Origin of the sequence: Nitrospirillum iridis, from assembly GCF_014205765.1 — a bacterium.
Taxonomy (GTDB): domain Bacteria; phylum Pseudomonadota; class Alphaproteobacteria; order Azospirillales; family Azospirillaceae; genus Nitrospirillum; species Nitrospirillum iridis.
Genome location: NZ_JACIIZ010000014.1, coordinates 147,338 through 167,639, shown reverse-complemented (window position 1 = coordinate 167,639; position 20,302 = coordinate 147,338). Strand labels below are relative to the sequence as shown.

Sequence of the window (20,302 nt, the reverse complement as noted above, 5' to 3'; positions counted from 1 at the left end):
TGGCCGGACGACAATAAAAAGGCACATCAGGGAAACGATCACCATGGCGACGGCGTTGTTCACCCACTGGTCCTGTCTGGAACACGAGACAGGGCCGGGACATCCGGAAAATCCCGGCCGCCTGTCGGCCGTGCTGCGCGCGCTGGATGCCGAGCGTTTCCAGTATCTGGACCGCCGCCAGGCGCCGGCCGCCACGCTGGAGCAGATCGAGCGGGTGCACACGCCCGACATGGTGGCCTATCTGCAAGCCGCCGTCCCCATCACCGGGATCGTGTCCCTGGATGGCGACACGGTGATGTCGCCCGGCTCGTTCCAGGCGGCGTTGCATGCCGCCGGCGCCGTTTGCGCCGCCGTGGACGCGGTGATGGCGGGGGAGGTGCGCAACGCCTTCTGCGCCGTGCGCCCGCCGGGACACCATGCGGAGCCGGGCCAGGCCATGGGCTTCTGCCTGTTCAACAATGTCGGCGTGGGGGCGGAACACGCCCGCGCCGTCCATGGTTTGCGCCGGGTGGCCATCGTCGATTTCGACGTCCATCACGGCAACGGCACCCAGGCCTTGGCGGAGCATGACCCCGGCCTGTTCTATGGCTCCACCCATGAATGGCCGCTCTATCCCGGCACCGGCGCCCTGGGCGACCAGGGCGACTATGGCACCGTGGTCAATGTGCTGCTGCGCGCCGGGTCGGGCGGGGCGGAGTTCCGCGAGGGTATGTCGTCGCGCCTGCTGCCCGCCTTGGACGCCTTCGCCCCGCAGCTTATCCTCATTTCCGCCGGCTTCGACGCCCACCGGGCCGATCCGCTGGCCGACCTGACGTTGGTGGAGGACGATTTCGCGTGGGTGACGGCGGAAATCGCGGCCATCGCCCAGCGCCATTGCCAGGGCCGCTTGGTCTCGTCGATGGAAGGGGGCTATGATCCCATGGCGCTGGCCTCCTGTGTCGCCGCCCACGTGGGCACGCTGATGGAGGTTTGAGGGCAGCCGGGTCCCGCCGCTTGTGATGCAACGGGGTGACGGTCGTCCAAGATCGGGGCCCTGACCGGGTGCCGCCGGGCACGGACGCTTGCGGCGGGTGCCCTGCCGGTCCTACAGTCCCCGGCCTTGAGGTGATGCGCCTTCGCGTTGATGTGGATGATCCATGACTGACCTGACTTTGCCGGCCGACATCAAGGCCATGAGTTTCGAGGATGCCCTGGGCGAGCTGGAGCGTATCGTGCGCCAGCTGGAGGACGGCAAGGCCAAGCTGGATGACGCCATCGGGTTTTATGAGCGCGGCACCCTGCTGAAGCGCCATTGCGAAGGCAAGCTGCGGGAGGCCCAGGAAAAGGTTGACCGCATCACCCTGGGGGGTGACGGCACGGTGGGAATGGAGCCGGCCCGCATCGACTAAGCCCGCAGCGATTTCGAGTATACCCTGATGCCCAGCTTGCCCAAGACCCTCACGACCGCGATGGCGGATACCGTCGAACAGGTGGAAACCGCCATCGATATCCTGCTGCCCCGCAGCAGCATGGCGGAGGCCAAGCTGTACGAGGCCATGCGCTTCGGCTGCCTGGGCGGGGGCAAGCGGCTGCGGCCCTTCCTCGTCATGGAAAGCGCCCGCCTTTTTGGCGTCAGCCCGGCCTGCGCGCTCCGCGTGGCGGCGGCGGTGGAATTCGTCCACTGCTATTCCCTGATCCACGACGACCTGCCGGCCATGGACGACGCCAGCCTGCGCCGGGGCCGGCCCACGGTGCACCGCCAGTTCGACGAGGCCACCGCCATCCTGGCGGGGGACGCCCTGCTGACGGCGGCATTCGAGGTCATGACCGACCATGAGACGCATGAGGATCCCCGGGTGCGCTGCGCCCTGGTTTCCGCCTTGGCCAAGGCGTCCGGCCCCCGGGGCATGGTGGGGGGCCAGATGCTGGACCTGATCGCCGAGACCCAGACCCTGGACATTGGCGCCATCACCCGGCTGCAACGGCTGAAGACGGGCGAGCTGATCGCCTTCTCCGCCACGGCCGGCGCCATCCTGGGCCGGGCCAACCCGCCGCAGTTCCATGCCCTGCAGGCCTACGCCCATGATTTGGGCCTGGCCTTCCAGATAGCCGACGACCTGCTGGACGTGGAAGGGACGGAGGCGGAGACCGGCAAGTCGGTCGGTCGCGACAAGCCGGCGGGCAAGGCCACGTTCGTTTCCATCCTAGGGCTGGAACGGGCGCGCGACCAGGCCGGCCGGCTGGCCGAGCAGGCCACGCGGCATCTGGAGATATTCGAGGGACGGGCTTCCATGTTGCAGGCGGTGGCGCGCTTCGTTGTGGATCGGCGGTCTTAAAGAAAGTTTGATTGGGAGCCGATGAATGGCGACGAAGACCCCGTTGTTGGACCAGTGTCCGACGCCTGAGCGCTTGCGCGCGCTGCGTCCGGAACAGCTGCGCCAGCTGGCGGACGAGCTGCGGTCCGAGACCATCGACGCGGTGTCGGTGACGGGTGGGCATCTGGGTGCCGGCCTGGGCGTGGTGGAACTGACGGTGGCGCTGCACTACGTGTTCGACACGCCGTCGGACCGGATCATCTGGGACGTCGGCCACCAAGCCTATCCGCACAAGATCCTGACCGGACGTCGCGAGCGCATCCGGACGCTGCGCATGGGCGGCGGCCTGTCGGGCTTCACCCGGCGGTCGGAGAGTGAATACGACCCCTTCGGCGCGGCGCATAGCTCCACCTCCATCTCGGCGGGCCTGGGCATGGCGGTGGCGCGCGACCTGGCGGGGGGGAACAACCATGTCATCGCCGTCATCGGCGACGGGTCGATCTCGGCCGGCATGGCGTATGAGGCGATGAACAACGCCGGTGCCCTGGGCTCGCGCCTGGTGGTGATCCTGAACGACAACGACATGTCGATCGCGCCGCCGGTGGGGGCGGTGTCGGGCTACCTGGCCCGGCTGGTGAGCAGCAGCCAGTACCGGCACCTGCGCAACCTGGGCCGCCAGGTGGCGGAACACCTGCCGCGTCCGCTGCAGAACGCCGCCCGGCGGGTGGAGGAATACGCCCGCGGCATGGTCATGGGCGGGACGCTGTTCGAGGAGCTGGGCTTCTACTACGTCGGCCCGATCGACGGGCATGACCTGGACCAGTTGGTGCCCATCCTGGAGAACATCCGGGATGAGCCGAACGGCCGTCCGGTGCTGATCCACGCCGTGACGCAGAAGGGCAAGGGCTACGCCCCGGCGGAGGCGTCGGCCGACAAGCTGCACGCGGTGGGCCGGTTCGACGTGGTGACGGGCGCCCAGGCCAAGGCCAAGGCGAACGCGCCCACATACACGCGGGTCTTCGCCGACAGCCTGATCAAGGAGGCCAAGGCCGACGACAAGGTGGTGGCGATCACGGCGGCGATGCCGTCGGGCACCGGCCTGGACCTGTTCGGCCAGGCCTTCCCCACGCGCACCTTCGATGTGGGCATCGCCGAGCAGCACGCGGTGACGTTCGCGGCCGGCATGGCGACGGAGGGGTACAAGCCCTTCGTGGCGATCTATTCGACCTTCCTGCAGCGCGGCTACGACCAGCTGGTGCACGACGTGTCGATCCAGAACCTGCCCGTGCGCTTCGCCATGGACCGGGCGGGGCTAGTCGGGGCGGACGGCGCCACGCACGCCGGCGCCTTCGACCTGGCCTATCTGTGCTGCCTGCCCAACATGGTGGTGATGGCGGCGGCGGACGAGGCGGAACTGGTGCACATGGTGGCGACCAGCGTGGCCTACGATGCCGGCCCCATCGCGCTGCGCTATCCGCGCGGCGAGGGCGTGGGCGTGGAGATGCCGGAAAAGGGCGAGGTGCTGCCCATCGGCAAGGGCCGTATCGTCCGCGAAGGTAACACGGTGGCCATCCTCAGCCTGGGCACGCGCCTGGGTGAGGCGTTGAAGGCGGCGGAGGATCTGGCGGCGCGGGGCCTGTCGACGACGGTGGCGGACGCGCGCTTCGCCAAGCCGATCGACCGGGAACTTGTGCGCCGGCTGGCGGTTGAGCATGAGGTGCTGGTGACCATCGAGGAAGGCTCGGTGGGCGGCTTCGGCGCGCAGGTGATGCAGTTCCTGGCGGAAGAGGGGCTGTTTGATCGTGGCCTGAAGGTCCGTCCCATGGTGCTGCCCGACCGTTACCAGGAACACGACAATCCGGCCAAGCAGTATGACGAGGCCGGCCTCAACGCCAACGGCATCGTTGATACCGTGCTCAAGGCGCTGGGGGCCAAGGCGGCGGCCCGGACGCCCGGCGCCTGATGTCGGACACTCCTCCCAAGCCTGCGAAGCCCGGCAAGATCCGGGTGGATCAAGCCCTGGTGGAACGGGGCCTGGTGGAAAGCCGCGCCCGCGCCCAGGCCCTGGTGCTGGCGGGATTGGTCTATGCCGACACCCTGCGCATCGACAAGCCGGGCCAGACCATCCCCGCCGACAAGACCCTGACGCTGAAGGGCCAGGACCATCCCTGGGTGTCGCGCGGCGGGCTGAAGCTGGTACATGGCCTGGATCATTTCGGTTTCGATCCGACGGGGGTGACCGCCATCGACGTCGGCGCCAGCACGGGCGGCTTTACCGACGTGCTGCTGACGCGGGGTGCCGCCAAGGTCTATGCCGTGGATGTGGGTCACGGCCAGTTGGCCTGGAAGCTGCGCACCGATCCCCGTGTGGTGGTCATGGAAAAGACCAACGCCCGCCACCTGACCGCGGCTGACATTCCCGACCCCATCGGCATGGTGGTGTGCGATGCCAGCTTCATCGGCCTTGCCACCGTGCTGCCGGCGGCGCTGGACCTGGTCCAGCCGGGCGGCAAGCTGGTGGCCCTGATCAAGCCGCAGTTCGAGGTGGGCAAGGGCCGCGTGGGCAAGGGCGGCGTGGTGCGTGAGCCTGAATTGCACCAGGAGGTCTGCGACACCGTCGTCGCCTGGCTGTCGGCCCGCCCCGGCTGGACCGTCCTGGGGGTGGACCCCAGCCCCATCCTGGGGCCGGAGGGCAACAGGGAATTCCTGATCGGGGCCCAACGCGCCTGAACCAGCGGCAGGACGAACGCCTGCCGCCGTAGGACGCGACCGCGTCCGCCGGAGCGAGTACCGCAGGACGGAGCGAGGATAGCCAAGGCCACGGATGTGGCCGCCCGGCGCTTGAGGGTTTTCAACCCAACAGCTTCACCGCGTCGGCCGGGGTGGCGACACCCAGGACCCGGCCTTGCGCGTCCATGACCACCGCCAGCTCCGCGCCCATGTCGCGCAGCAGCGCCAGCACGGCGCGGGCCGCCTGGTCCGGGCGCGCCACCACGGGGGCGAAGGCGTCGTCGCCGTCGATCATCTGGCCCTCCATCACCCGCTTCAGCAGATCATGGCTGGCGGCGAAGCCCAGCACGGTGTCCAGGCCATCGCGGGCCAGGATGACGTGGCTGTGCCGCAGGGCCAGCACGGCGGCGCGCACGTCCTCCTGCCCGGCTGACAGATCCAGCCATTCCACCGCGTCGCGCGGCGTCATCACCGTGGTGATGGCGGGATCGCCCGGGACGGCGGCCACCGGCCTGGCCTTCTTGCGCCGGCCGACCTGGTTGGCGGCCTCGATCAGGATGGAGAAGCCGATGGCGGCGTAGAGATAGCCCTTGGGGATATGCAGGCCCAGGCCCTCCGCCACCAGGCTGAAGCCGATCATCAGCAGGAAGCCCAGACCCAGGATAATGACGGTGGGGTGGCGGGAGATGAAGGCCATCAGCGGTTTTGACGCCACCAGCATCACCACCATGGCGATGCAGACGGCGGCCACCATGACCGGCAGTTCCTCCACCATCCCGACCGCGGTGATGACGCTGTCCAGGGAGAACACGGCGTCCAGCAGCACGATCTGCAGCACGGCGCGCCAGAAGGCGGTGGCCGCGGCGCCGGCGGCAGGGGAATGGTGCGCGGTGGCACCCTCCAGCCGCTCATGCAGTTCCATCGTGCCCTTGGCCAGCAGGAAGCCGCCGCCCAGCACCAGGATCAGGTCGCGGCCCGACAGGGCGAACCCCGCCACGCTCAGCAGCGGCTGAGTCAGGGTCACGATCCAGGAGATGGAGAACAGCAGGATCAGGCGCATGATCAACGCCAGGGACAGGCCCACCAGCCGCACGCGGTTGCGCTGCTCCGGCGGCAGCTTGTCCGCGACGATGGCGATGAAGACCAGATTGTCGATGCCGAGGACGACCTCCAACGCGACGAGGGTCAATAGCCCGAGCCAGATGCCCGGGTCGGCAAGGAAGTCCATCGGAGAGAAGCCCATCTGTTGTGGCGCCGCAGGGTGCGACATTTTGTATCAGGTGGGGATGGGGGCGTCATCCCGCCAGCCCAAAAGAAAACCCCCGGCCAGGACATTCCGGCCGGGGGTCGGCTTTGCCCATTCCTCAGCGGCCGGCGCCGTTGACCCCCAGGTCGGGCATCATCAGCACCTGCTCCTGGCGTTTGGCCGCCCGCACCACCGGCTGGATCATGTCCAGCAGGGGGCCGTAGTCGGCCAGCACCTTTTCCGCCCCCCGCGCCTCGGCGGCACTGGCCATCTGGGCGGCGGCGTTGCCATTGAGCAGGTCCAGCACCATCTCGTACCCGCTCTTGGGCTTGGGGAACTGGATGATGTGCAGGTTGGCGGTGCTGGGGATGCCCGCCACCTGGCGCACCTGCTGCAGGGCGATGTCGTACCCGCCCAGGGCGTCCACCAGGCCCAAATCCTTGGCTTGGCGGCCGGTGTAGACCCGGCCCTTGGCCAGTTGGCGCACCTTGTCGATGTCCAGCTTGCGGCCCTTGGCCACGCCGTCGGTGAACTGGGTGTAGATGGCGTCCAGCATGGCGTCCTGGCGGGCGGCCTCGCTGTCGGTGTAGGGGCTGGCCGGGCTCCAGATCGTGGCGTTGGCGCCGCGCGTCACCTGGTCCACGCCCACGCCCAGCTTGTCGGCCAGGCCCTTGGCCACGAATTTGCCGCCCAGCACGCCGATGGATCCCGTCAGGGTGCCGGGCAAGGCCACGATGCGGTCGGCGTCCATGGCCACCCAATAGCCGCCGGATCCGGCCACGTCGCCCATGGAGATGACGACCGGCTTGCCGGCGGCCCGCGCCCGGTCAACGGCGTGGCGCACCACCTCCGACCCCACGGGGCTGCCGCCGGGGCTGTTCACCCGGAACAGGATGGCCTTGACGCCGGGTTGCGCGGTGGCGGTGTCGAAGGCGTCGGCGATGCGGTTGGCGGCGAAGGAGGCCTCGTCGCTGAAGGCGCTCTTGTCCTTGCCGCCCCGAACAATCTCCCCCTCACCCACGATCAGGGCGATGGTGGGGCCTTGGCCGAAGGCGGACCCGGCGATCTTGCCATAGCTCAGCAGGTCCACCGTGTCGGCGCCGGCGGCCTTGCCGCCCGCCCGCTCCTTGGCGGCCGTCTCCACCTCGTCCAGATAGCCCAGCTTGTCCACCAGCTTGTCGGCCAGGGCCTCGCTGTCCAGCAGGGGGGCGCGGTCGATGGCGGCCTTGACCGCGTCGGGGCCCAGATGGCGGCCTTCGGCGATGCCCAGCACCATCTGGTCATAAAGGTCGCCGGCCAGGCTTTCCGTCATCTCGCGGTTGGCGGGCGTGGCCTGCTTCTCCGCGAAGGTTTCGGCCGCCGTCTTGTAGTCGGCCCGCTTGCTGATCTGCGGCTGCACGCCGATGCTGTCCAGCGCGCCGCGGAAGAAGGTCTGGGTGACGGCGATGCCGGTGATGCCGACCGTGCCCACCGGCTGCAGCCACACCTGGTCGAAGGCGCTGGCCAGGTAGTAGGGGCTCATGCCGCTGCCGGCGTCGCCGAAGCTCTCGGCATGGACATAGGCGAAGCGGCCGGTGGCGCGGAAGCGGGTGATGGCGTCGCGCAGTTCCTGGGTGGTGCCGATGCCCTGGCTGGCGTTGCCGACCTTGGCGACCAAGCCTTTGACCCGGGGATCGCGGCTGGCCTGTTCCAACGCGTCCACCACCTCGCGCACGCTGCCGCGGCGATTGCCGATGAGGCTGGTCCAGCCGTCCTCCCCCGGCGCTTCCGCCAGCGGACGCTCAAAATTGAATTCCAGCACGACTGCCTGGGGCAGGGTGGGCTGCTTGTCCTTCGCCTTGATGGCCAGCAGGACCAATCCCGCCGTCAGCAGGACGCCAAACAGGCCGATGAGGGCGAAGAGACGAACGATGAAACGCATGTAGCGAGTCCTGGAAGCCGTAGAATCCGGCAGCCATACCACCACAGCGCGTGCGGCTTGCCAAGGCGGCCGGCGGCCGAGGCCGGCTGAGGGACACCCTCGCCTTCGGCACCCGCCTTTTGGCCGAGCGGCGCTGGCGGAGACGGGAGGGACGGGGTAAGGTCCGGCCCGTCATGACCGCCCACGCTTCCTTTCCCAACGGCGCATCCCAGGCCGGCGCGCCTTCCAGCGGGATTGTCGCCCTGGCCCTGCCGGTGACCGATCCGCTGGCGGTCTACGCCCGCCTGGCCACCCTGCCGCGATCCTTCCTGCTGGATGGCGGTGCGGCGGACCCGACCCGGGCCCGTTACAGCTACATCGGCGCCGCCCCCTATGCCTGGGTGGAGTATGAGGGCGGGGTCGCGACCGTGGATGGCCAGCCGGCCGACGGCGACGCCTTGGCGGTCTTGGACGGCGTGCTGAGTGCGGGGCGGGCGTCGCTGGGCGAGGGGGGCTGGCCTGAGGACCTACCGCCCTTCAAGGGCGGGGCCGTCGGCTTCCTGGGCTATGAGCTGGGCGGCCAGCTGGAGACGTTGCCACCGCCCCGGGCCCAGGGTATCGCCCTGCCCGACATGGCGGTGGGCCTCTATGACCGTGTCGTCGCCATCGACCATGTCGGTTGCCGGGCCTGGGTCCTGTCGTCCGGCCTGCCGGAACCGGACGCCGGCTTGCGCCGCGCGCGGGCGGAGGCAGGGGCGCGGGAGTGGCTGGATTTGCTGACGGCCCCGGCGGATGCGTCCTTGAGCGGGGCCGCACCCCCGACAGGGGACGGGCCGCTGCTGGCGGCGCCGGGCTGGCGCGCGGGCTGGAGCCGTGCCGAACATGAGGCGGCGGTGGCCCGCACTGTCGACTACATCGCCGCCGGCGACATCTATCAGGCCAACATCACCCAGCGCTTCCTGGGCGCCCTGATGCCCGGGGTGACGCCCTTGGACCTCTACCGCCGCCTGCGTGGCCGGGCCGCCGCCCCGTTCTCGGCCGTGCTGGACCTGGGGGCCGGCGCCGGGGGGGCGGGCCGGGCGGTGGTGTCGGTGTCGCCGGAACGCTTCCTGGCGCTGGACGCGGCGGGCGGGGTGGAGACGCGGCCCATCAAAGGCACGCGGCCCCGCGATCCCGACCCCGCGCGGGACGCGGCCCTGGCGGCGGAGCTGCTGGCCTCGCCCAAGGACAGGGCGGAAAACCTGATGATCGTCGACCTGATGCGCAACGACCTGTCGCGGGTGGCGGTGGTGGGCTCGGTGGCCGTCCCCACCCTGTGCGGGCTGGAAAGCTATCGCACCGTCCACCACCTGGTCAGCGTGGTGACGGCGCGGCTGAAGCCCGGCCTCGGGGCCATCGACCTGTTGCGCGCCACCTTTCCGGGGGGCTCCATCACTGGCGCGCCCAAGATCCGCGCCATGGAAATCATCCATGAACTGGAGCCGGCGCGGCGCGGACCCTATTGCGGGTCGGTCCTGTGGCTGGGCTGGGATGGCGCTATGGACAGCAGCATCATCATCCGCACCCTGGCGGTGGCGGGCGACATCGTGGTGGCGCAGGCCGGCGGCGGCATCGTCGCCGACAGCGATCCGGCGGCGGAATATGAGGAAAGCCTAGTGAAGGCGCGGGCCCTGCTGACCGCGCTGGATCCGGCCATGGGCTGGCCGCCGGCAGTGGCGGATGTCGAAAGCGAGGCGGCATGAGCCTGGTCTGGCTGAATGGCGCCCTGCGGCCGGCCGATGCGGCTGGTATCGACGTGGCCGACCGGGGCTTCCTGCTGGGCGACGGCTTGTTTGAGACGCTGTGCTGGCGGGATGGCGCCGTGGTGCGGCTGGACGCCCATCTGGCCCGTCTGGCCGCCGGGGCGGCGGTGCTGGACCTGCCGTTGCCGCCGATGGCGGTGCTGGCGGCGGGGTTGGCCGACACGGCCGTCGCCAACGGCCTGACCAACGGGTCGTTGCGCCTGACGGTCAGCGCCGGGGTGGGCGCCCGGGGGCTGGCCCGGCCGGCCCAGCCCCAACCCACCGTCCTGGTGACGGCGGCGGCCCCGGGCGCGCCCATGGGGCCGGCTAAACTGGTGGTGGCAGCCACCACCCGCCGTAACGAGCATTCCCCCCTCTCCGGCATCAAATGCCTGAACTATCTGGACCACATCCTGGCGCGGAACGAGGCGGCGGCGCGGGGGGCGGACGACGCCGTGCTGCTGAACACGGAAGGTCGGGTGGCCTGCGCCACCGCGGCCACCTTGTTCGCCGTGGTGGATGGGGCGTTGGTGACGCCGCCCCTGGCGGCGGGGGCCTTGCCGGGCACGCGCCGCGCGGCGGTACTGGCCGCCTTGGGCGGGGAGGAGAGGGGGCTGGACCCAGCCGATCTCCGGCGGGCCACGGAGATGTTCCTCACGTCCAGCCTCATGGTCCGGTCGATTTCCAGGTTGGATGGCATGCCGGTGGGGGACGGGAGGTGCGGCCCGGTGGCCGCCGCCGCCGTGGCGGCAACCTGACGCATTATGCAAATGACAACGCAATGACAGCGAGAGACCCTATTCCAAAGGCGTGATGCACAGCGCATCAGCCGGAGTACTTCACAAGGTCTAATACGAATGGCATAGTTGCAACCATTGATCGTTGTTTCACTTAAGTGACGGGAAACGCGGGCTATTTGATTTTGGCGTGCCGATGGTGGGTGGATTGGCATGGGGGATGCAGTGAACCGCTCATGAACCAACCGGGCCGCTGAAGCCTCTCCCCACCGAACCGATAGGAATTACGCCATGATCCGCCGCCTCACCGCCGCCGCCGTCGCCGCCACCGCCCTGGTTTCCGGCGCCCTGTTCGCCGCCCCGGCCTTCGCCGCCGCCGGTGCCTCGGGTACCGTCCAGCTGAACAGCACCGTCTCCCTGACCTGCACCGTCGCCGTCACCGATGCCGGCGCCACCCTGAACATCCTGTCGGGCTCCAGCGCCGTCCAGGTCGGTAGCGTGGTCGAGAACTGCAACGATGGCGCCGGCTACACCATCACCGTCGCCTCCGCCAACAACGGCACGCTGAAGTCTTCGGCCACCGGCGCCAGCGCCATCAGCTACACCACGTCCTACGACGGCACCAGCGGCTCGGGCAGCAGCTTCACCGTCACCCGCGCCAGCGCCCAGTTCAACAAGACCTCGGCCATGTCCGTCACCGTGCCGGCCAACGCCCAGGCCATCGCCGGCAGCTACGCCGACACCCTGACCGTGACCATCGCCGGCAAGTAAAGCCCTGCGGTCGGATCGGTTCGGTCCAAAGCACAACGGCCCCGCCTGTCACCAGGCGGGGCCGTTGCCATTTTCGCGATCACGACGCCGGAGCTTAACGATAGGCCCGCAGGCGCAGCCAATGATCCGCCAGTACGCAGGCCATCATCGCCTCGCCCACCGGCACCGCGCGGATGCCGACGCAGGGGTCGTGGCGGCCCTTGGTCAGGATGTCCGTCTCCACCCCATGCACATCCAGCGTGCGGCGGGGGGTGAGGATGGAGCTGGTGGGCTTCACCGCGAAGCGGACGACGATGTCCTGACCGGTTGACAGACCACCCAGGATGCCGCCGGCGTGATTGGACAGGAAGATCGGCTTGCCGTCCGGGCCCGCCCGCATCTCATCGGCGTTTTCCTCGCCCGTCAGTTCGGCCGCGGCGAAGCCGGCGCCGATCTCGACACCCTTGACGGCGTTGATGGTCATCATGGCACGGGCGAGATCACCATCCAGCTTGTCGTAGATGGGCTCCCCCAGACCCGCCGGGATGCCCGACGCCACCACCTCGACCACGGCGCCCACGGAGGAGCCGTTCTTGCGGATGCCGTCGAGATAGTCGGCCCATTGGCCGGCGGCCACGGCGTCGGGACAGAACAGGGGGTTCTGGTCGACCTGGCCCCAGTCCCAGCGCGCGCGGTCCACCTTGTGCGGCCCCACTTGCACCAGGGCGGCGCGGATGGTGACGCCACCCGGCACCGCCTCCAGCACCCGGCGGGCGACGGCCCCGGCGGCCACGCGCGCCGCGGTTTCCCGGGCGGACGACCGCCCGCCGCCGCGATAGTCGCGAATGCCGTAGCGTTCCCAGTAGGTGTAGTCGGCGTGGCCCGGCCGGAACTTGTCCTTGATGTCGCCGTAGTCCTTGGACCGCTGGTCCTCGTTCTCGATCATCAGGCAGACGGGCGTGCCCGTCGTCTTGCCCTCGAACACGCCCGACAGGATGCGCACCGCGTCCGGCTCGCGCCGCTGGGTGGTGAAGCGTGACTGCCCCGGTTTGCGCCGGTCCAGGAAGGCCTGGATCCAGGCCTCGTCCAAATCCAGCAGGGGCGGCACGCCGTCCACCACGCAGCCCAGCGCCACCCCATGGCTTTCGCCGAAGGTGGTGAACCGGAACTGGGTCCCGATGCCGTTACCGGCCATGACCGCTTACCCTTCCGACTTGACCAGGCTTTGCAGCAGGGTCGCGGTTTCGGCGGCGCTGTCCACCGCCAGCATGCCCACCGTGTGGTAGCCGCTGTCGACATGGTGCACTTCGCCGGTGACGCCGCTGCCCAGGTCGCTCAGCAGATAGAGGGCGGAATTGCCGACCTCGCCGATGGTGACATTGCGCTTCAGCGGCGCGTTCAACTCGTTCCACTTCAGGATGGCCCGGAAATCGCCGATGCCGCTGGCGGCCAGGGTCTTGATCGGGCCGGCGGAAATGGCGTTGACGCGGATGTTCTGGGGGCCCAGGTCGGCGGCCAGATAGCGCACGCTGGCTTCCAGCGCCGCCTTGGCCACGCCCATCACATTGTAGTGCGGCATCACCCGTTCGGCGCCATAATAGCTGAGGGTCAGCAGGCTGCCGCCGTTGCTCATCATCGGCACCGCCCGCTGGGCGATGGCGGTGAAGGAATAGCAGGAAACATCCATGGTCAGTGCGAAGTTGGACCGGGAGGTGTTGAGGTACAGCCCGTCCAACTCGTTCTTGTCGGAAAAGCCGATCGCATGCACCACGAAGTCCAGGGTACCCCACTGTTCCTTCAGGGTGGCGAACACCGCGTCCATGCTGGCTTCGTCGGTGACGTCGCAGGGCAGGACGTGCGGCACGCCCAGTTGCTCGGCCAGCGGCTTCACGCGCTTGGCCAGCGCGTCGCCCATGTAGGTGAAGGCCAGTTCGGCGCCCTGGGCGGCGACCGCCTTGGCGATGCCCCAGGCGATGGACCGGTCATTGGCAACGCCCATGATCAGGCCGCGCTTGCCGGCCATCAGGGTCCCGGTGATGGGGCCGGGGGCGGGGGTCGCCGTCGAAATGGTCATCCGTCTCTCTCCGGAAAAATTAGGCGCGCATCCTACACGAAGCGGTTTTACGGTCAAAGGCTGGGCGCCTCACATATGCGCACATCTAGAATACACGCGTGAAAGGTCTTTCCTTGGCAGGTCTTCATGATTGATACGCAGACGCCGTCGATGCTGTGGCGCCGCCTGACCGACCGGCTGCCCGAGGCCGTGCGTCATTTCATTCTGGCCGCCGCGGGCGTCACCCGCTATGCCGTGCGCCGTTTCTACCGCGACAACTGCCTGCAGGCGGTGGGTTCGCTGACCTACACCAGCTTGCTGGCGGTGGTGCCTCTGCTAACGGTGGGCTTCGCCATCTTCCAGGCCTTTCCCGCCTTCCAGACCCTGCGGGCGGAGGCGGAGATGCTGCTGCTGGAGAACCTGGTGCCCCAGGTGGGGGAAAATCTGAACGACCGCTTGCGTGAATTCATCAGCAACGCGGGCACCATGACCGGTGTCGGCGTGTTGGGCCTGGCGGTCACCTCCATCCTGCTCTTCTTTTCCATCGAAGGGGCCTACAACGCCATCTGGCGCAGCCGGGAACGGCATTCGGTGTTGGTGCGCCTCCTCTCATTCTGGGCGGTGCTGACCATGGCGCCCTTGCTGCTGGGCGTCAGCCTGTCGCTCTCCTCCGTCGCCGTCTCCTACCTGGGGGCGGAAGGGTCGGTGGTGGTGGAACTGGTGCGCCGCGTCCTGCCCGGCATTCTGGAAACGCTGTTCTTCGGCCTGACCTATCTGGCGATCCCCACCCGCCCCGTGCGGTGGCAGGACGCCATGATCGGCGGCCTGGTGGCGGGCAGCGCCATGGAGATCTCCAAGGTGGGCTTCGCCCTCTACATCAGTCAGGTCCATACCTACACCACCATATACGGGGCCCTGTCGGTGCTGCCCACGGTGCTGTTGTGGCTGTACCTGGTGTGGTGCCTTATCCTCTTCGGGGCGGAGGTGACGGCGGCCCTGCCGGAGTGGCGTTCGGGCCGCATCACCGAACTGGGCCCCACCGGCCTGTCCCCGGCCCAGCGCCTGATCGTGGCCCTGGCCATCCTGCGCGAACTGATGCTGGCGGCGCGTGAAGGCCGCGTCCTGAAGCGGGCGGACGTCATCGCCCGCGTGCCGGTGGGCGCGGTGGCGGTGGACGGCATGCTGGAACAGCTGTGCGCGGCCAACTGGACCATCCGCACCGCCGATGGCGCCTGGGTCGCCACCCGGGACCTGCACGAGGCGTCCTTGAGCGACCTCTACCAGGCGCTGGATTTCGGCATGTGGGGCGATCTCTTGTCGGTCGGCCATCTTCAGGCCCCCTGGCAGCGCGAGGTGCACGCCATTTTTGACACCGCGCGGCGTCAGGCCGGGCAATTGATGGGCGCGCCGCTGTCCGATCTGTTGGCCCCTGAGTCGGGGCATGACCACGCTCATGACCACGCTGCGGCGGAAGACCGCATTCGACTGGCCGGAACGCCCCCGGCGCGCTAAATCCCCGACACCCCCACCCGAGCGAAGGAGCGGACATGGCCAAGACCATCACGCTGCGGTCCGGCATCGACGGATTCGAATTCACCGCCCTGCATGCCGACCCGCAAGGTCAGCGCCTGGGCGCCGTCATCGTCATCCAGGAGATCTTCGGCCTGGATGAGTATGTGCAGGCCGACGTGGCCCGCTGGGCGGCACAGGGCTTCGAGGTCATCGCCCCGTCCATGTTCGACCGCCAGATGCGGGGCTTCCTGGCCGGCCATGACGCCCAGGGCTTCGAGGTCGGGCGCAGGTTCGCCCAGGAAAGCGGCGCGGAGAACCCGGTGTCGGACGTCCAGGCCTGTGTCGACGCGCTGAAGGACAAGGGGCCGGTCTTCCTGGTGGGCTATTGCTACGGCGGTACCGTCGCCTGGCGCGCCGCCGCGCAGGTGCAGGGCCTGGCCGCCGCGGCCAGCTACTATGGTGGCGGTGTCACCGCCCTGGCCGGCCTGACCCTGAATTGCCCGGTCATCTGCCATTTCGGCCGCAAGGACCCGCACATCCCGGCGGACCAGGTGGCCGAGGTGATCGGCAAGACCCATCCCGAGGTGCCCGTCCACATCTATGAGCGCTCGGGCCACGGCTTCAACAATGACGGCCGGCCGGATTCAGACTTGGCAGACGCGCAGTTGGCGCGCCGCCGCACGCTGGACCTGTTCCGCGCCAACGGGGCCGCCTGATCCACCAAGCCGGATCGGGAAACGAAAAGGGGCGGGGCCATCATGGCGCCCGCCCCTTTTCCATGCGATCAGCCGGTCACGCCAGGCCCGCCTTGCGCCGCACATCGTAGTCGTGGGTCTTGGCCCACTTCTCGATGAAGGCCTGCAATTCGGCATCCGGCCGATCGGGCAGGACGACGGTCAGCTTCACATATTGGTCGCCCTGGGTGCCGCGCTCGGGATTGGCGACACCCTTGCCCTTCAGGCGGAGGGTGGTGCCGGAGTTCGCGGTCTTGGGCACCTTCACCTGCACCGCGCCATCCAGCGTCGGCACCTTGATGGTGGCGCCCAGCAGCGCCTCATGCAGGGTCACGGGCACATCCAGATGGATGTCATCCTCCCGCCGCACGAAGTAGGGGTGGGGGGTGACATGGACTTCGACGATGGCGTCGCCGGCCCCCGCCCCGCCCAATCCCGCCAAGCCCTGGCCCTTCAGGCGCAGCTTCTGCTGGTCCTGGGTGCCGGGGGGGATGTTGATGTCGATGCTTTTGCCCGTGGACAGGGCCAGGCGCCGCTTGGAACCCAGGCAGGCTTCGGTGAAGGGCACGGTGACGGAGTAGGCGACGTCACTGCCGCGCGCCTTCACGCCGCTGGTGCGTTTGCGGGCGGCGCCGAAGATGTCGGCGAAGGGATCGTCCTCGAAATCGAAGTCGCCCGGCCGGCCGGCGCCGGCATAGGCCCGGCGGAAGGAGCGGTCGGGCCGCTCCGCCCCGCTGGCGTCGATTTCGCCCCGGTCATAGCGGGCGCGCTTGTCCGGGTCCGACAACAGGCTGTAGGCGCCGTTGGCTTCCTTGAACTTCAGCTCGATATCGGCCCGCCCCGGGTTCAGGTCCGGGTGGAACTGCTTGGCTAGGCGGCGATACGCCTGCTTGATGTCCTCAGCACTGGCGCTGCGGCCGACGCCAAGGATTTGGTAGGGATCGCGCATGGTCGCACTATCTATTGCCTGTCTGCCCCCACAATATGCGCAACCGCCGCATAGCTTCAAGCGTGCGGGACCCGGCTATTCCGGGCGCGCGCCGCCCCAACGACAAACCCCCGGCCGCGAGCGGGCGGCCGGGGGTTCAAGAACGGTATCGGAGGGACCCGAAACGCTGTCAGTCGCTGACGATCTTCCAGCTGCCGTCCGGCTGGCGGCAGGCGGTGCCATAGCCCTGCTGCTTTTCGCCACCGACGACGATGGTCTGCTGGAATTCGCGGCAATAGGAGCCGTCGCTGCGCGTGCCGTCGCGCACCGGGGTCACAACCACCTGGTGGTCGTTGTTGGGGTTGTTCCAGACGATGGGCTGGCCGACCGGGGCGGTGTAGGCCATCTGGGTGTTGCGCTCCATGGCGGCGCGGTCGGCCTCGTCCATGCGCTTGCCGATGGAACTGCCGGCCAGGCCACCCAGCAGCACGCCCAGGCCGGTCATCGCCAGCTTGCCGCCGCCGTGGCCGAACTGCGAGCCGATCAGGCCGCCGGCGGCGGCACCGCCCAGCATGCCCACTGTCTGGTTCTTGCCCCCCGTGGTGTCGCAGGCGCTCAACAGAACGCTCGACGCCATCAACGCGACGATGACTTTCTTCATGGTTGGTAGTCCTTCTTCCTCTCCTTGAGGCCGGCCGTCACCGGCCGCCTTGGTGTCTTCCGTAACCCGGTCTCGCATTCTTGCCAACCCATCCGCCCGGTGCCCGTGCTAACGGCATACGGTGCGGCGCACGCTGCCAATGATCTGGGGCAATTGATCGGCCTCAAATTCATACGGATTCGTGCGGGTCGTCCATGCGGCGTCCTTCGTGGACAACGATGTAGTGTGGCGTATGGTGGGCGGCAATTCCGGCATATCTATGACACGGATTACCACCATGGATTTTGTTGTCGCACCCGACCCTTTCGCGCTGTTCCAGACCTGGCTGGAGGAGGCTTCCCGCACCGAACCCAACGACCCCAACGCCATGTCGCTGGCGACCATCGGCGCCGATGGCATCCCGGCGGCCCGCATCGTGCTGCTGAAGGGGGTGGATGAGGGCGGCTTCGTCTTCTACACCAACACCCTCAGCCGCAAGGGCCGCGAATTGGCGGCCAACCCGGTGGCCGGCCTGTGCTTCCATTGGAAGACCCTGCGCCGCCAGGTGCGAGTGGACGGCCATGTGGCGCCCGTGACGGCGCGGGAGGCGGACGAGTATTACGCCGTGCGCCCCCGGGGCAGCCAGATCGGCGCCTGGGCGTCGGCGCAGTCACAGCCGCTGGACAGCCGCGCCACCCTGGAGCGCCGGGTGGCGGAAGAGACGGCGCGCTTCGGCGACGGCGACATCCCCCGCCCGCCGCATTGGTCGGGCTACCGCGTCACGCCGTTGCGGATGGAGTTCTGGCAGGATCGGGAGTTCCGTTTGCACGACCGCCTGGCGTATAGTCGCGCCGCTGATGACACGGGCTGGACGACGGAACGCCTTTATCCATGATGATGTCGGTCAAGCTGGAACGCGAGCCGGAACCCGGCGCGTCGCAGGCGCAAACGCCTGACGGCGACTCCGCCCGGGATCCGGACGGCCGTTTGCGCCGGGCCGCGACCTACGCCAGCGTGACCGTTGCCGCCCTGCTGATCGCCGGCAAGTTCGGCGCCTACCTCTCCACCAACTCCGTCAGCATCCTGTCGTCCCTGATCGACAGCAGCGTCGACGCCCTGGCCTCCGTCGTCACCCTGATCAGCGTGGCCCGGGCCCTGAAGCCGCCGGACTTCGCCTTCCGCTTCGGCCATGGCAAGGCGGAGCCGCTGGCGGCCCTGATCCAGTCCGCGTTCATCGTCGGTTCGGCCCTGTTCCTGGGCTACGAATCGCTGGGCCGCCTGTTCGAGCCGCGGCCCGTGGGCGACATCAGCGTGGGCCTGTGGGTCATGGCGGTGGCCATCGCGCTCACCCTGGTGCTGGTCCTGTTCCAGCGCTGGGTCGTCCGCCGCACGGCCTCCCTGGCCATCGGTGCCGACAGCCTGCACTACAGCGGCGACATGCTGTTGAACGCCGCGGTCATGGTGTCGCTGCTGCTGGGTCACTGGACGGGCCAGGCTTTCTGGGACCCCTTGTTCGGCCTGGGCATCGCCGCCTTCCTGGTGTGGGGGGCGGTGGGCATCTCGCGCACGGCGCTGGACGTGTTGATGGACCGCGAATTGCCGGATGGGGAGCGGACCCGGGTGGTCGACCTGGTGAATGCCCATCCCGCGTCCCGGGGCTTGCATGACCTGCGCACCCGCTCAACCGGGCTTGGCCAGCACATCGAATTCCATCTGGAATTGGACAGCCATCTCAGCCTGTTGGAGGCGCACGCCATCACCGATGAGATCGAATCATCCGTGCGCGCCGCCTTCCCCAACGCCGATGTCACCATCCACCAGGAGCCGGCGGGGCTGGACGATGAGCGGCTGGACCATCGTCTGCGGCCGCGTCGGGGCTGAAATCCGCCCATTTCAAGACCCCGCCCTCGCGGGGATGGGTACCCCTTAAAGTGTGGTTGCGCGTTCGCGGGGCGAACATCACTTGACATTCCCTGTGCACTTGTGCGCAGGCGCCGCCCCTCCTGTGCGACCCGTCACAGACCTGTACGCCAGGGGGAGCGTAGCCTGTCCGCGATGGAATTCGGGGCTGTGGTTTATGGGTTTCACCGTTACCTTCTGGGGCGTCCGCGGGACTGTCCCCTGTCCGATGGCCAGTCATCTTGAGTATGGTGGCAACACCAGCTGCATCGAGGTGACGGCGGGCGCCCGCACGCTCGTACTGGACGCGGGCACCGGTTTGCGGTCGCTGGGCAAGAGCCTGCGGGCGCGGGGCATCAATGATGTCACCTTGCTGCTGACCCACACCCACATCGACCATATCAACGGCTTCCCGTTTTTCGAGCCGTGCTACTGCCCCGACTTTTCCATGCGGGTGATGGCGGGCCACTGCCAAGGCGCGCACTGCATCCAGTCCGTCATGGAAAAGCCCATGGATTCCTGCCTGTTCCCCGTGCCGTTGCAGAAGCTGCGCGCAGCGCTGGTGTTCGAGGATTTCCGCCCCGGCGCCGTGCTGGATTTGGGCGACGGCATCACCGTGCGCACCGCCCCGCTGAACCACCCCGGGGGCGGGACCGGTTACCGCATCGACTATGACGGGCGCAGCTTCTGCTACGTCACCGATACCGAGCATGATCCCGATCGCATGGACGCCAACGTCCTGGGCCTGATCCAGGGGGCGGATCTGGTGGCCTACGACTGCTCCTACACTGATGATGAATTCGCCGGCCGCCGGGGCTGGGGCCATTCCACCTGGCGGGAAGGCGTGCGCCTGGCCCGCGCCGCCGATGTGGGGCGCCTGTGCCTGTTCCACCACGACCCCGATCATGACGATGTGCGCATGCAGGCGATCGAGGCGGAGGCGCGGCTGGAGTGGCAAGAGTGTTTCGCCGCGCGCGAAGGCATGCAGGTGGACATGCTGGTCGAGGCCCGGCCCAAGACGGACGCGGAAGCGGCGGCTTAGGTTTCCGCCCCCTCGTGGGGCCCCCAGGGTCGTCGCCAGGCGCCGGCGGTTCCGGC

At 68.6% G+C, this 20,302-nt stretch carries 19 protein-coding genes; 13 read left to right on the top strand and 6 right to left on the bottom strand.

All coding sequences use genetic code 11. The annotated features are described in order from the left end of the window. Positions 1-43: 43 nt before the first annotated feature. The 5 genes from FHS74_RS22620 (at position 44) to FHS74_RS22600 (ending at position 5,024) form a co-directional block, all read left to right on the top strand. A complete protein-coding gene (locus FHS74_RS22620; RefSeq protein ID WP_184805617.1) occupies positions 44-973 on the top strand; it encodes a histone deacetylase family protein in 930 nt (309 codons plus the stop codon). Between the two features lie 163 nt (positions 974-1,136). Continuing rightward, the gene (locus FHS74_RS22615; RefSeq protein WP_184805614.1) at positions 1,137-1,388 is read left to right on the top strand and encodes an exodeoxyribonuclease VII small subunit; all 252 of its coding nucleotides are present in this window, start codon (positions 1,137-1,139) and stop codon (positions 1,386-1,388) included. A gap of 27 nt (positions 1,389-1,415) precedes the next feature. Further along, positions 1,416-2,315, top strand: a complete 900-nt coding sequence (locus tag FHS74_RS22610) for a polyprenyl synthetase family protein (protein ID WP_184805611.1) — start codon at positions 1,416-1,418, stop codon at positions 2,313-2,315. A 25-nt stretch (positions 2,316-2,340) separates the two neighbouring features. Further along, positions 2,341-4,257, top strand: a complete 1,917-nt coding sequence (gene dxs / locus FHS74_RS22605; RefSeq protein WP_184805608.1) for a 1-deoxy-D-xylulose-5-phosphate synthase — start codon at positions 2,341-2,343, stop codon at positions 4,255-4,257. Beyond that, positions 4,257-5,024 (top strand): TlyA family RNA methyltransferase, encoded by a 768-nt coding sequence (locus FHS74_RS22600; protein ID WP_184805605.1) that lies wholly within the window; start codon positions 4,257-4,259, stop codon positions 5,022-5,024. Before dxs ends, FHS74_RS22600 begins: the two co-directional genes overlap by 1 nt. A 121-nt stretch (positions 5,025-5,145) precedes the next feature. Here FHS74_RS22600 and FHS74_RS31195 read toward each other — a convergent pair whose 3' ends face one another. Both FHS74_RS31195 and sppA read right to left on the bottom strand, forming a co-directional pair. Next, positions 5,146-6,267, bottom strand: coding sequence for a TerC family protein (locus FHS74_RS31195; RefSeq protein ID WP_343067006.1), 1,122 nt, complete (start codon positions 6,265-6,267; stop codon positions 5,146-5,148). Positions 6,268-6,388: 121 nt separating this feature from the next. Further along, positions 6,389-8,191 (bottom strand): signal peptide peptidase SppA, encoded by a 1,803-nt coding sequence (gene sppA, locus FHS74_RS22590; protein ID WP_184805602.1) that lies wholly within the window; start codon positions 8,189-8,191, stop codon positions 6,389-6,391. Between the two features lie 173 nt (positions 8,192-8,364). Between sppA and pabB the strand changes: the two genes are divergently transcribed. From pabB to FHS74_RS22575, 3 genes are all read left to right on the top strand, one after another. Then, positions 8,365-9,912, top strand: a complete 1,548-nt coding sequence (gene pabB / locus FHS74_RS22585; protein WP_184805599.1) for an aminodeoxychorismate synthase component I — start codon at positions 8,365-8,367, stop codon at positions 9,910-9,912. Then, the gene (locus FHS74_RS22580; RefSeq protein ID WP_184805596.1) at positions 9,909-10,709 is read left to right on the top strand and encodes an aminotransferase class IV; all 801 of its coding nucleotides are present in this window, start codon (positions 9,909-9,911) and stop codon (positions 10,707-10,709) included. The genes pabB and FHS74_RS22580 overlap by 4 nt, the downstream gene beginning before the upstream one ends. A 270-nt stretch (positions 10,710-10,979) precedes the next feature. Then, the gene (locus FHS74_RS22575) at positions 10,980-11,459 is read left to right on the top strand and encodes a hypothetical protein (RefSeq protein ID WP_184805593.1); all 480 of its coding nucleotides are present in this window, start codon (positions 10,980-10,982) and stop codon (positions 11,457-11,459) included. A 94-nt stretch (positions 11,460-11,553) separates the two neighbouring features. On the opposite strand, the gene aroC is transcribed toward FHS74_RS22575, so the two are convergent. Both aroC and fabI read right to left on the bottom strand, forming a co-directional pair. Further along, positions 11,554-12,633 (bottom strand): chorismate synthase, encoded by a 1,080-nt coding sequence (aroC, locus tag FHS74_RS22570; protein WP_184805590.1) that lies wholly within the window; start codon positions 12,631-12,633, stop codon positions 11,554-11,556. Positions 12,634-12,639: 6 nt separating this feature from the next. Continuing rightward, positions 12,640-13,512 carry an enoyl-ACP reductase FabI gene (gene fabI, locus FHS74_RS22565; RefSeq protein WP_211106487.1) on the bottom strand — a complete coding sequence of 291 codons (873 nt, stop codon included), beginning with the start codon at positions 13,510-13,512 and terminating at the stop codon, positions 12,640-12,642. Positions 13,513-13,638: 126 nt separating this feature from the next. Here fabI and FHS74_RS22560 point away from each other — a divergent pair, with 126 nt between their 5' ends. Further along, the gene (locus FHS74_RS22560; RefSeq protein WP_184805577.1) at positions 13,639-15,003 is read left to right on the top strand and encodes a YihY family inner membrane protein; all 1,365 of its coding nucleotides are present in this window, start codon (positions 13,639-13,641) and stop codon (positions 15,001-15,003) included. Positions 15,004-15,038: 35 nt separating this feature from the next. Then, the gene (locus tag FHS74_RS22555; RefSeq protein WP_184805574.1) at positions 15,039-15,719 is read left to right on the top strand and encodes a dienelactone hydrolase family protein; all 681 of its coding nucleotides are present in this window, start codon (positions 15,039-15,041) and stop codon (positions 15,717-15,719) included. A 76-nt stretch (positions 15,720-15,795) separates the two neighbouring features. Here the strand turns inward: FHS74_RS22555 and FHS74_RS22550 are convergent, their stop codons facing one another. Together FHS74_RS22550 and FHS74_RS22545 are read right to left on the bottom strand one after the other, a co-directional pair. Further along, complete coding sequence (locus FHS74_RS22550) at positions 15,796-16,686, bottom strand: DnaJ C-terminal domain-containing protein (protein ID WP_184805571.1); 891 nt, start codon at positions 16,684-16,686, stop codon at positions 15,796-15,798. A 169-nt stretch (positions 16,687-16,855) separates the two neighbouring features. Further along, positions 16,856-17,326, bottom strand: coding sequence for an RT0821/Lpp0805 family surface protein (locus tag FHS74_RS22545; protein ID WP_184805556.1), 471 nt, complete (start codon positions 17,324-17,326; stop codon positions 16,856-16,858). Positions 17,327-17,603: 277 nt separating this feature from the next. Between FHS74_RS22545 and pdxH the strand changes: the two genes are divergently transcribed. From pdxH to FHS74_RS22530, 3 genes are all read left to right on the top strand, one after another. Then, positions 17,604-18,200 carry a pyridoxamine 5'-phosphate oxidase gene (pdxH, locus tag FHS74_RS22540; protein WP_184805553.1) on the top strand — a complete coding sequence of 199 codons (597 nt, stop codon included), beginning with the start codon at positions 17,604-17,606 and terminating at the stop codon, positions 18,198-18,200. Beyond that, positions 18,197-19,186 carry a cation diffusion facilitator family transporter gene (locus FHS74_RS22535; RefSeq protein WP_246463301.1) on the top strand — a complete coding sequence of 330 codons (990 nt, stop codon included), beginning with the start codon at positions 18,197-18,199 and terminating at the stop codon, positions 19,184-19,186. Before pdxH ends, FHS74_RS22535 begins: the two co-directional genes overlap by 4 nt. A gap of 196 nt (positions 19,187-19,382) precedes the next feature. Further along, positions 19,383-20,246, top strand: coding sequence for an MBL fold metallo-hydrolase (locus tag FHS74_RS22530; RefSeq protein ID WP_184805550.1), 864 nt, complete (start codon positions 19,383-19,385; stop codon positions 20,244-20,246). Positions 20,247-20,302: the final 56 nt, after the last annotated feature.

Excerpts from the sequence above, each read along its gene's own strand:
- FHS74_RS22530 (WP_184805550.1), top strand. The coding sequence starts at position 19,383 with ATGGGTTTCACCGTTACCTTCTGGGGCGTCCGCGGGACTGTCCCCTGT.
- FHS74_RS22620 (WP_184805617.1), top strand. The coding sequence starts at position 44 with ATGGCGACGGCGTTGTTCACCCACTGGTCCTGTCTGGAACACGAGACA.
- FHS74_RS22615 (WP_184805614.1), top strand. The coding sequence starts at position 1,137 with ATGACTGACCTGACTTTGCCGGCCGACATCAAGGCCATGAGTTTCGAG.
- FHS74_RS22580 (WP_184805596.1), top strand. The coding sequence starts at position 9,909 with ATGAGCCTGGTCTGGCTGAATGGCGCCCTGCGGCCGGCCGATGCGGCT.
- pdxH (WP_184805553.1), top strand. The coding sequence starts at position 17,604 with ATGGATTTTGTTGTCGCACCCGACCCTTTCGCGCTGTTCCAGACCTGG.
- dxs (WP_184805608.1), top strand. The coding sequence starts at position 2,341 with ATGGCGACGAAGACCCCGTTGTTGGACCAGTGTCCGACGCCTGAGCGC.
- FHS74_RS31195 (WP_343067006.1), bottom strand. The coding sequence starts at position 6,267 with ATGGGCTTCTCTCCGATGGACTTCCTTGCCGACCCGGGCATCTGGCTC.
- pabB (WP_184805599.1), top strand. The coding sequence starts at position 8,365 with ATGACCGCCCACGCTTCCTTTCCCAACGGCGCATCCCAGGCCGGCGCG.
- FHS74_RS22575 (WP_184805593.1), top strand. The coding sequence starts at position 10,980 with ATGATCCGCCGCCTCACCGCCGCCGCCGTCGCCGCCACCGCCCTGGTT.
- fabI (WP_211106487.1), bottom strand. The coding sequence starts at position 13,512 with ATGACCATTTCGACGGCGACCCCCGCCCCCGGCCCCATCACCGGGACC.
- FHS74_RS22545 (WP_184805556.1), bottom strand. The coding sequence starts at position 17,326 with ATGAAGAAAGTCATCGTCGCGTTGATGGCGTCGAGCGTTCTGTTGAGC.
- FHS74_RS22600 (WP_184805605.1), top strand. The coding sequence starts at position 4,257 with ATGTCGGACACTCCTCCCAAGCCTGCGAAGCCCGGCAAGATCCGGGTG.
- FHS74_RS22610 (WP_184805611.1), top strand. The coding sequence starts at position 1,416 with ATGCCCAGCTTGCCCAAGACCCTCACGACCGCGATGGCGGATACCGTC.
- FHS74_RS22535 (WP_246463301.1), top strand. The coding sequence starts at position 18,197 with ATGATGATGTCGGTCAAGCTGGAACGCGAGCCGGAACCCGGCGCGTCG.
- FHS74_RS22560 (WP_184805577.1), top strand. The coding sequence starts at position 13,639 with ATGATTGATACGCAGACGCCGTCGATGCTGTGGCGCCGCCTGACCGAC.
- FHS74_RS22550 (WP_184805571.1), bottom strand. The coding sequence starts at position 16,686 with ATGCGCGATCCCTACCAAATCCTTGGCGTCGGCCGCAGCGCCAGTGCT.
- sppA (WP_184805602.1), bottom strand. The coding sequence starts at position 8,191 with ATGCGTTTCATCGTTCGTCTCTTCGCCCTCATCGGCCTGTTTGGCGTC.
- aroC (WP_184805590.1), bottom strand. The coding sequence starts at position 12,633 with ATGGCCGGTAACGGCATCGGGACCCAGTTCCGGTTCACCACCTTCGGC.
- FHS74_RS22555 (WP_184805574.1), top strand. The coding sequence starts at position 15,039 with ATGGCCAAGACCATCACGCTGCGGTCCGGCATCGACGGATTCGAATTC.